Origin of the sequence: Acinetobacter sp. YH12027, assembly GCF_013420085.1 — a bacterium.
Lineage (GTDB): Bacteria > Pseudomonadota > Gammaproteobacteria > Pseudomonadales > Moraxellaceae > Acinetobacter > Acinetobacter amyesii.
Genome location: NZ_VOYW01000066.1, coordinates 1 through 10,291 on the forward strand (window position 1 = coordinate 1; position 10,291 = coordinate 10,291).

General features: G+C 39.1%; 7 protein-coding genes and 1 tRNA gene. 6 read left to right on the plus strand and 2 right to left on the minus strand.

What is annotated here, in order from left to right; all coding sequences use genetic code 11:
• Positions 1-374 precede the first annotated feature (374 nt).
• Positions 375-1,565 (minus strand): 2-methylaconitate cis-trans isomerase PrpF, encoded by a 1,191-nt coding sequence (gene prpF, locus FTT94_RS15575; protein ID WP_168379031.1) that lies wholly within the window; start codon positions 1,563-1,565, stop codon positions 375-377.
• 330 nt (positions 1,566-1,895) lie between these two features.
• Between prpF and FTT94_RS15580 the strand changes: the two genes are divergently transcribed.
• The 4 genes from FTT94_RS15580 to FTT94_RS15595 all read left to right on the plus strand — a co-directional run bounded on the left by FTT94_RS15580 (position 1,896) and on the right by FTT94_RS15595 (position 6,879).
• The gene (locus tag FTT94_RS15580) at positions 1,896-3,284 is read left to right on the plus strand and encodes an amino acid permease (protein ID WP_078189974.1); all 1,389 of its coding nucleotides are present in this window, start codon (positions 1,896-1,898) and stop codon (positions 3,282-3,284) included.
• Between the two features lie 73 nt (positions 3,285-3,357).
• A tRNA-Arg gene (locus tag FTT94_RS15585) sits at positions 3,358-3,430 on the plus strand.
• A 538-nt stretch (positions 3,431-3,968) separates the two neighbouring features.
• The gene (locus FTT94_RS15590; protein WP_180171089.1) at positions 3,969-5,399 is read left to right on the plus strand and encodes an outer membrane protein transport protein; all 1,431 of its coding nucleotides are present in this window, start codon (positions 3,969-3,971) and stop codon (positions 5,397-5,399) included.
• A gap of 307 nt (positions 5,400-5,706) precedes the next feature.
• Positions 5,707-6,879 (plus strand): OmpP1/FadL family transporter, encoded by a 1,173-nt coding sequence (locus tag FTT94_RS15595; RefSeq protein WP_180115425.1) that lies wholly within the window; start codon positions 5,707-5,709, stop codon positions 6,877-6,879.
• A 72-nt stretch (positions 6,880-6,951) separates the two neighbouring features.
• Here FTT94_RS15595 and thrH read toward each other — a convergent pair whose 3' ends face one another.
• The gene (gene thrH, locus FTT94_RS15600; protein WP_078189978.1) at positions 6,952-7,569 is read right to left on the minus strand and encodes a bifunctional phosphoserine phosphatase/homoserine phosphotransferase ThrH; all 618 of its coding nucleotides are present in this window, start codon (positions 7,567-7,569) and stop codon (positions 6,952-6,954) included.
• Between the two features lie 200 nt (positions 7,570-7,769).
• On the opposite strand from thrH, the gene FTT94_RS15605 reads away from it, so the two are divergent.
• Both FTT94_RS15605 and FTT94_RS15610 read left to right on the plus strand, forming a co-directional pair.
• A complete protein-coding gene (locus tag FTT94_RS15605) occupies positions 7,770-8,504 on the plus strand; it encodes a phosphoadenylyl-sulfate reductase (RefSeq protein WP_180026497.1) in 735 nt (244 codons plus the stop codon).
• Between the two features lie 167 nt (positions 8,505-8,671).
• Entirely contained in the window at positions 8,672-10,051 is a 1,380-nt protein-coding gene (locus tag FTT94_RS15610) for a wax ester/triacylglycerol synthase family O-acyltransferase (protein WP_180171090.1), read from the plus strand.
• Positions 10,052-10,291 lie beyond the last annotated feature (240 nt).

Genomic DNA, 10,291 nt, shown 5'->3' on the forward strand with positions numbered 1-10,291 from the left:
CTGCCATACTGGCAGGGCTTTCAATACTATTGAACACTCTTCAGTTGTTGTCAGAGTATTCGTCTGATGAGCTGAATGCGATTGCTCAGATCGCATTCAATTTATAAAAAATGTGTAGATACCTATGTTTAAGGGGGGGAGGATGTCAATAAGTCTTTTTTAAGCATGGTTTCGCTACTTTTTTTCAGGGTAAAGCTACGCAAAATGCTAACAAAATTAATCTGACATAAATCACAGAAACTTTCTAATATTAAATGCAGTTCATATTATATAAAAAGATATACCAATTCATGATTTGCTTATTCATATAAAAGATAAAGGCAAAAAAAAGCCCCTGCAAAGCAGAGGCTGATTTCAAATGAGATGTTAAATGCTTAATCCAAACTATCCGCAGGAATACGCACCCAGCCTTCCATTAAGACACGCGCACTTCGGCTCATCACGGCTTTTTTAACGACCCACTGACCATTTTCATAAATTGCTTGCGCACCTACACGTAGCGTCCCAGACGGATGTCCGAAACGCACAGCTTCTCGCTCCCCACCACCCGCGGCTAAGTTCACAAGCGTTCCCGGTATCGCCGCAGCTGTACCAATGGCAACTGCCGCTGTGCCCATCATGGCATGATGCAGTTTCCCCATCGACAAGGCACGAACCAATAAGTCCGTATCTTGTTCTGAAATTTGTTTAGAACTCGAAGATGTATAGGCTTTCGGTTTTGAAACAAATGCAATCTTTGGGGTATGTTGACGCTGTTCTGCTTCAGCAATATCTGAAATCAAACCCATTTGCTGCGCACCATAAGCACGGATTTTTTCAAAACGGGCCAATGCCTTGGCATCACCATTGATCGCATCTTGCAGTTCAGTGCCGACATAACCAATATCTTCTGCATTTAAGAAGATCGTTGGAATACCTGCATTAATAAATGTTGCTGGGAAACTGCCTTCATCGGGTACGGTTAAAGTATCGACCAAATTCCCTGTAGGGAACATAGCGCCGCCATCTTCACCATCATCTGCGGGGTCTAAAAATTCAATTTGAACTTCGGCTGCTGGGAAGGTCACACCATCTAGTTCAAAATCACCAGTTTCTTGTACTGCACCATCAGTAATAGGTACATGCGCAATAATGGTCTTTTGAATATTGGCTTGCCAAATACGAACCGTACACAAACCATTCTCAGGAATACGTGATGCCTCAACCAAACCATTTGAAATGGCAAATGCACCAACCGCTGCCGTTAAGTTTCCGCAGTTACCACTCCAGTCGACAAATGCTTTATCAATCGACACTTGTCCAAATAGATAATCTACATCATGCTCAGGCTGTGAACTTTTTGCCAAAATCACGGTTTTACTGGTACTTGAAGTCGCTCCCCCCATCCCATCAATTTGTTTGCCATAAGGATCTGGACTGCCAATCACACGCAATAAAAGTTGGTCGCGAACTTTTCCAGCTTGTTGTGCTGCAAGCGGTAAATCATCTAGCTTGAAAAATACACCTTTACTTGTACCACCACGCATATAAGTCGCTGCAATTTTAATTTGGGGAGCAAAACTCATTTTTATTGAATCCTTAATCTTTATCATTGTGTTTTGGCAGAGCGTTCTTTTCTGCGCTTTTGCATCATACAATGTTTAATTGAAGTTTTAACAATCACATGACTTAAGTATAAAAAAACAACATTTGATACCTTTTCCATATAAAGCCAAGTATCAGAATTTCAATTAAAATAAAATTAATCTATTGATTCATAAATTTTTAATTCAGCATTTAAAACAAAAATTATGTTATCAAACCTATAAATATTTTTCATAAATTTTGAGCTACTAGGCTATTCATTCTCTATACATTACAATTACCAAAATTAAACCATTCTCGGGAAGAGTAACTTGACTACCAATTCCTCCGAACTCAAGCGTGGCTTAAAGAATCGTCATATTCAATTGATTGCCATGGGTGGTGCAATTGGTACAGGCTTATTCTTGGGCTCAGCGCATGTGATTCAATCTGCTGGACCATCCATTATTCTCGGCTACGCCATTGGCGGTCTGATCGCCTTTCTAATTATGCGTCAGTTGGGTGAAATGATCGTCCATGAACCTGTAGCGGGTTCATTTAGCCATTTTGCATATAAATATTGGGGGAAATTTCCAGGTTTCTTAACAGGTTGGAACTACTGGATTCTCTATATTTTAGTGGCAATGACAGAACTCACCGCTGTTGCGAAATACATCAATTACTGGTGGCCTCATATTCCAGCGTGGGCATCTGTACTATTCTTCTTCGTGATCATTACTTTAGTAAACTTAGGTAATGTGAAGTTTTATGGTGAATCTGAGTTTTGGCTGTCGATTATTAAAGTCACTGCAGTTATTTCGATGATCGTATTTGGTTTGTATTTGCTACTTACAGCAGATGCCAACTCTACAGCATCATTTACCAACTTATGGAGTCAAGGCGGCTTCTTCCCAAATGGTTTTGAAGGCTTATTCTTCATGCTAGCTTTCTTGATGTTCGCCTTCGGTGGTATTGAACTGATTGGTATGGCGGCAGCGGAAGCTGAAAATCCAAAAGAAACTATTCCTAAAGCGATTAACCAAGTTGTTTTTCGTATTTTGATTTTCTACGTGGGTTCTTTGACTATTCTATTATCACTTGTGCCATGGAATCAGCTTGAACTAGGTGGTTTAGACAAAAGTCCATTTGTGATGATCTTTAGCCAACTGGGTATTGATTGGGCTGCACATTTACTGAACTTCATTATTTTAACTGCAGCACTGTCTGTTTATAACAGCGGTATGTATGCCAATAGCCGTATGCTTTACAGCTTGGCGAAGCAAGGTAATGCTCCAAAAGTTTTCGCTAAAACCAACAAAAGTGGCGTGCCAATTCCAGCGGTATTACTTTCTGCAGTCCTGATTTTCGGTTGCGTACTCTTAAACTACTTCGTACCTGAAGATGCGCTTGGTCACTTAATGTATGTGGTGGTTGGTGCACTTGTCCTTAACTGGGCGATGATTACCATGACTCACTTACAGTTCCGTCGTGCAAAACGTATTTTGAATTTTACAACGTCTTATCCTGCACTTTGGGCACCAGTCAGCAACTACATCGTTCTGATCTTTATTGCTTTAGTTCTCTTTATTATGTGGACTCAGGGCTTTATGGAATCTGTTCTAATGATCCCTGTTTGGATTACAGTCATGTTATTAATGTTTAACTATCTTAATCCTAAAGATTTGAGCGACATTGACCCCAATGAAGTTCATAAAGACTAAGTAATTTAAAAAGTTATTGTTTCGGCAATAACTTTTTTTTTAGCTAAAATAGGAGTACATTAGCCTCCGTCTTGCGCTCTTAGCTTAACTGGATAGAGCAGTTGCCTCCTAAGCGACCGACGTGGGTTCGAGTCCCGCAGAGCGCACAATTTCTGAGATATCCCTCCTCCCTGTATTTGTAATCCCCCATATACCAATAAATATAAAGAAAGAACCTTTCACACTAAAAACCCATCAATTACAGTTTTTAACTTAATTATTGTTTTTACAAAGATTACTGTTCAAAGACTATTTTTAAGAACAGTTAAATAGCGCTTTAAAATGTGCTAACCACCTACCTCTCAATGCAAAAAACGACACATAGTATGGTCCATAAGGCCAAAAAATCAATTTATGACTGCTCATATCAAAATTTTTTCAATTTTTTTCTAGGTTTAGAAAATAATGCGCTAAATGAAAATATTAAATAATAATCAAAATGTTATATATACTAATTAGTACTTTTACTCTAAAAATAGCAACTTTTAGCCATATTTTTCAATCTAGAGCATTTACTCTTATTTTAATTGTGCTATTTTTGTCACATGGAGTAACAATTAAGCCTAAGAGTATTAAGAAGTTTTCCATAACGAATATATGCAGTAACCATAAAAATCAAATTCGTATCTCAAGGAATGACGAAGAATGAAATTAAAAACTTTAGCTACAGCCATGATTCTTGCTTCAGTTCCAATGACAGGTGCTTTTGCTGCAGCAATGGACCGTTCAGGCCAATCTATGTCTGCATTCTTACAACCAGGAAATTATTTTGAAGCAGGTATTTCAGTTCTTGATCCTACTGTTGAAGGTAAAGAGTCTGGTACTAGTGAAACTCGTCGCAATATTGAAGATATGGCGGGTGATTACTACTTCCCTTCAGCGGCTATTAAACTTCAGTTAACTGATAAATTTTCTTTTGGTCTAATTTACGACCAACCATTTGGTGCTGACGCAGAATATACAGGTAATAACGTATTCACATCTGCACCAGGCAGCGACACAGTGTTATCTGCAAGTGCAGTTAACAATATTGTTACATCTAAAGCAGTTGCTGCGTTAGAAGCTCAAAACATTCCAGTAAATGAACAAACTCTTGCAGCTGCAAAGCAACAAGTATTAGCAAGTCCTGCATTCCAACAACTTAATGGTGCGCTTACAGCTGCTAATGGTTACTTAGGCGAAGGCAATACAAAAGTTGAAGTAGATACTCAAAATTTATCTATGGTTTTTGGTGTAGAGCCAATTGAAAACTTCAGCATCTATGCTGGTGGTGTATACCAAACAGTAAAAGGTAATCTAAGTCTACGTGGTCAAGCGTATAGCCTATTTAATGGCTACGATGCTACTTTTAAAGAAACTGCTGGGACAGGTTGGTTAGCAGGTTTTGCATATCAAATTCCTGATATTGCTTTAAAAGCATCTGTTACTTATCGTTCTGAAATTGATCATGATGCAAAAGCAGATGAATCATTATCTTTAATGAACTTTGCTGGTTTACCAGCTGTGCTTGGCGGCTTAGGTGTATCAGCTGAACAATTAGCTGCATTAGGTCAAGCTGGTAAAACCAAAATCACAACTCCACAGTCAGTTAACGTAGATTTCCAAACTGGTATCATGGCTAACACTGTTGCATTTGCGAACGTTCGTTGGGTTGACTGGTCAAATTTCTCAATTCAACCTTATAAATTTGGTAAGGTAAGTGAAGCTGTAGGTCCTCTAGTTGGTCGTCCAGATGGCTTTAACCTTGTGGAATATACTGATGATCAGATTTCTGCAACTGTAGGTGTCGGTCGTAAATTTAATGACCAATGGGCTGGTAACGTATCTGTAGGTTGGGATTCAGGCGCTGGTAACCCTGTATCAACTCTTGGTCCTACTGAAGGTTACTGGAATGTCGGCTTAGGTTTACAATTTAGCCCTGCACCGAATTACTTCATTGCTGGCGGTGTTAAATACTTCATGCTCGGTGATGCAGATGCTCAAACGGCTGCACAAGCTGGAAGCAGCGACTATGTTGCAACATTTGAAGATAACCATGCATGGGCATACGGCTTAAAAATCGGTTATAAATTTTAATTAAATAGTAAGCTTAAGGCCATAGTTCGCTATGGCCTTAACTTTTTTTCGTTTCGCCATATTGTTTGATCAAACAATAAACATTTAAATTTACCAACAGTTTTATCAAAAACTAAGCTTTTTACTCTAATTTTTCATTTAAAAATCATAAAGATAATTATCAACCACTAGAATAAATACTCTAGTCATGCTCATTTTTTAACTTCCTTAGTTCAATTTTAGAGTAGCAACTCTTATTTACTGTTTTTCTATTTATGTTACTTTCCACACATTGAAATAACATCAAAAGTTACAAACAGGGAAAAGTATGCGCTTAAATCACCTTAGCTACGCAATTTTACTTACCGCTTTACCAACAGCATCATTATTTGCAGCGGGTCTAGATCGTTCAGGTCAGTCTATTTCAGCATTCTTACAACCTGGTAACTATGCAGAAGCTGGCATTTCTATTTTAGACCCAAAAGTAGAAGGTCAAGATTTACTGAAAAATAAAGTTGATGACATGGGTGAAGACTACTACTTCCCTTCAGCAGCAATTAAAGTACAAGCGACTGATAAAATTTCTTTAGGTTTGATCTATGATCAACCGTATGGTGCAGATGCAGCATACGACAGCAATTCACTTTTCTTCGGTTCAAACGGCACGGGTACAAGTGTTGAAGTTGATACACAAAACCTAACAGCGTTAATTGGTTACCAACCAACAGAGAACTGGAACTTCTATGCAGGTCCAGTATGGCAAACTGTTGAAGCAGATATCAAACTCCGTGGTTTAGCTTACCAAGGCCTTTCTGGTTATAACATCAAGATTGCTGAAGAAGAAGCATATGGTTGGTTAGCAGGTTTCGCCTACTCTATTCCAAAAATTGCTTTAAAAGCTTCTGTAACGTATCGTTCAGAAATCAAGCACAAAGCAACTGGTGAAGAAACTTATACGCTTTCATCTCCTATGACTGTTGCTCCTGGTGTTACTCTACCTACAGGTACTACGATCGGTTTAGCTGACGCTCGTGTTGATGCAATTACACCGCAATCTGTAAACGTAGATTTACAAACTGGTATTGCTGCAAACACTTTAGCTTTTGCTAACCTTCGCTGGGTTCATTGGGATCAATTTGCAGTAACACCGCAAGCATTATTCCAACGTTCAGGCGGCAACAATTTAATTGATTATTCTGACGATCAGTACTCAATCACTACAGGTATTTCTCGTAAGTTCAATGATAAATGGGCGGGTACTGCAGCTGTGGGTTATGACTCTGGTGCAGGTAACCCTATTACGACTTTAGGCCCTGTTGAAGGGAATTGGAATGTTGGTCTAGGTGGTCAATATAGTCCTGCTGAAAACTATTTCATCCAAGCAGGTGTTAAATACTTCTGGTTAGGTGATGCTACTGCTCAAACTGGTGGTAATCCAGTAGGTGAATTTGAAGATAACCATGCGCTTGGCTATGGTTTGAAAATAGGCTATCGCTTCTAAGTTGTTAGAACAGCTTTGCATTAAACAAGAAAGGGCGCATAAGCGCCCTTTTCTATAACCAGCTATACAGAATTAAGCTGGAATATCACGAACTGAAGCATTACGAATCGCTTCTTTTAATGCAGCATAGCCATGAATTGGTGGGAATTGTGGAAATTCTGCAATCACATTGTCAGGCGCATCAAATAAGAAACCCGCATCTGCTTCACCAAGCATCGTCGTATCGTTATAAGAATCACCTGCTGCAATCACCCGGAAGTTTAACCCATGCAATGCTTGAACGGCTTTACGCTTTTGATCAGGTTGACGAAGCTTATAAGCTGAGATCATACCATTTTCATCAGTTTCTAATTTGTGGCAGAAAATCGTTGGCCAACCAAGTTGCTGCATTAATGGATGTGCAAACTCATAGAAAGTATCTGAAAGAATAATCAATTGAAAATGAGTACGCACCCACTCTACAAACTCTTTTGCACCTTCAAATGGCCCCATATCTGCGATTACGTCTTGAATATCGTTTAAACCCAAACCGTGTTGTTTTAGGATATTTAAACGCTGAGTCATCAACACATCGTAATCTGGAATGTCACGAGTCGTTGCTTCAAGTTCTTTAATGCCTGTTTTTTTCGCAAAATTAATCCAAATTTCAGGTACTAAAACCCCTTCTAGATCTAAACAAACGACTTCCATGCACTCTACCCTCTGTTATGTGAAAAAAATTTTTCATTATCATAGCGGAAGAATAAAAAAATGCATTGTTCTTTTTTAAATCTATTTTTTTCATAAGTATCTATTTTTTAGTGATAAGTGTGTTTTAGCATTTCCATTAAAATAGTTCTGAAATAAATTAATATAGGTTTTAACGTTCCAAGCCTATAGCCAGGACATTCATGACTACCATCCCTACTATTGACCTTGTCGATGCACTTGCATCTGAATATGCAGATAAATCACCTTCTGAGATTATGAAACTTGCGCTTAGCCAGCAAGGTGAAGTTGCGATTTCCTTTTCTGGTGCAGAAGATGTTGTACTGATTGATCTTGCATCGAACTTAGGGATTCCTTTTCGTGTATTTAGTTTAGATACCGGTCGCTTACACCCTGAAACTTACCAATTTTTAGATACTGTCCGTAAACATTATAAAATTGATATTGAAATCTGTTTCCCAAAAAGTGATGCGGTACAAAAACTGGTGACAGAAAAGGGCTTTTTTAGCTTCTATCAAGATGAACATAAAGAATGCTGTGGTATCCGAAAAGTACAACCTTTGCGTAAAAAACTAGCCACTTTAGATGGCTGGATCACAGGTCAACGTAAGGACCAAAGCCCTGGCACACGTAATGAAATTCCTGTGGTACAAGCAGACCCCGGTTTTTCAGGTCCGGGCAAGCAATTGATTAAATATAATCCTTTGGCAAACTGGTCTAGCGCTGATGTATGGAACTATATCCGTCTAATGGAAATTCCATATAATCCACTACACGAACGAGGCTTTATCTCGATTGGCTGTGAGCCATGCACTCGTCCTGTTTTACCGAATCAACACGAACGTGAAGGTCGCTGGTGGTGGGAAGATGCAACCCATAAAGAATGCGGCTTACACGCAGGCAACATGAAAAAATAAAGATCACAAAACCACTGCATAGCAGTGGTTTTTTTCAACGCATCGATACACATAATTCCGTATCATTTCAACGTAAAAACGCTATACTGCAAATGACAATTTAATAATTCTAACAATGCTACTCATACATGAGCAGCTGTAGAAATTGCAGTGAGGCAATCAACGCTATGCGTCCATTACATCCTATTGATTTCATATTCTTAAATTTAGAGAAACGGCAACAACCGATGCACGTAGGTGGTCTATTTTTATTTCAGATCCCTGACAATGCACCAGATACTTTTATTCAAGATTTAGTCGCAGATATTCGTAATTCAAAATCCATTCCTATTCCTCCTTTTAACAATAAACTCAACGGCTTCTTTTGGGATGAAGACGAAGAGTTTGATTTAGATCATCACTTCCGCCATATCGCACTGCCGCATCCCGGTCGTATTCGTGAACTTTTGACTTATATTTCTCAAGAACACAGTGCGCTGATTGACCGTGCGAAACCGCTTTGGACTTGCCATATTATTGAAGGCATTGAAGGCAATCGTTTTGCTATGTACTTCAAAATCCACCACGCGATGGTCGATGGCATTGCAGGTATGCGTTTAGTTGAAAAATCACTTTCGCATGACCCAGATGCTAAAAGAATTGTGCCACCATGGTGTGTAGAAGGCCCTCGTGCAAAACGCCTGAAACAGCCTAAATCCAGTCGTATGAAAGGTCTGTTATCGACCATTAAGGGACAACTTGACTCAAGTCCACGAGTTTTGTACGAACTGTCACAAACAGTAATGAAAGATATGGGGCGTAACCCAGATTATGTGTCTAGTTTCCAAGCGCCGAGTTCAATATTAAACCAACGGGTTAGTTCTTCTCGTCGTTTCGCTGCTCAGTCTTTTGAATTTTCACGTTTGTCACATATTGCCAAGTCACTCGGCGTAACAATTAACGATATTGTGCTCGCAATTTGTTCAGGCGCATTACGTGAATATTTAATTACACAAAATGCTTTACCTAAAAAGCCATTGATTGCCATGGTGCCTGCATCTGTGCGTACCGATGATTCAGATATGTCTAACCGTATTACCATGATTTTGGCCAATCTTGGAACCCATAAAGAAGATCCGCTAGAACGGTTGAAGATTGTGCGTCGTAGTGTGCTCAATGCCAAAGAGCGCTTTAAGCGTATGAACTCGAATCAAATTTTAAACTACAGTGCTTTTGTCTACAGTGCAGCAGGTTTAAATATTGCATCAGGCTTCATGCCAAAACGTCAGGCCTTTAACTTGGTCATTTCGAATGTTCCCGGCCCACAAGAGCCGTTATATTGGAATGGTGCACGTTTAGAAGCGCTCTACCCAGCGTCTATTGTTTTGGATGGTCAAGCGCTTAATATCACCATGACCAGCTATTTAGATAAGCTTGAAGTTGGTTTAACCGCATGTCGTAATGCGCTGCCAAAAATGCAAAATTTACTGACGCATTTGGAAGAAGAAATTCAACGATTTGAAACTATTGTGAACCAAGATTCCCCAAAGTTACAGGCGGTTAGCTAACCGCCTGTTTCTAGATTTGGTATCAATTCATCAGCATCTTGAACCATACATAATGATAAAAACCCGTCTAAATTGAACAATCTAGACGGGTTTTTAGTATTTGAACTTTGATTGTAAGCGTCCGCTGAACACACCTTATGAATTCATCCTATAAGCCTTAATTTAGTCCCCACTTAAAAACAAGTGGGGACTTAAATTTATGACTACAAATAATCAGACATCCATCGCATCTCTTGCGAA

Coding starts and splice junctions, on each gene's coding strand:
- prpF (WP_168379031.1), bottom strand. CDS start 1,565: ATGAGTTTTGCTCCCCAAATTAAAATTGCAGCGACTTATATGCGTGGT.
- FTT94_RS15590 (WP_180171089.1), top strand. CDS start 3,969: ATGAAATTAAAAACTTTAGCTACAGCCATGATTCTTGCTTCAGTTCCA.
- FTT94_RS15595 (WP_180115425.1), top strand. CDS start 5,707: ATGCGCTTAAATCACCTTAGCTACGCAATTTTACTTACCGCTTTACCA.
- thrH (WP_078189978.1), bottom strand. CDS start 7,569: ATGGAAGTCGTTTGTTTAGATCTAGAAGGGGTTTTAGTACCTGAAATT.
- FTT94_RS15605 (WP_180026497.1), top strand. CDS start 7,770: ATGACTACCATCCCTACTATTGACCTTGTCGATGCACTTGCATCTGAA.
- FTT94_RS15610 (WP_180171090.1), top strand. CDS start 8,672: ATGCGTCCATTACATCCTATTGATTTCATATTCTTAAATTTAGAGAAA.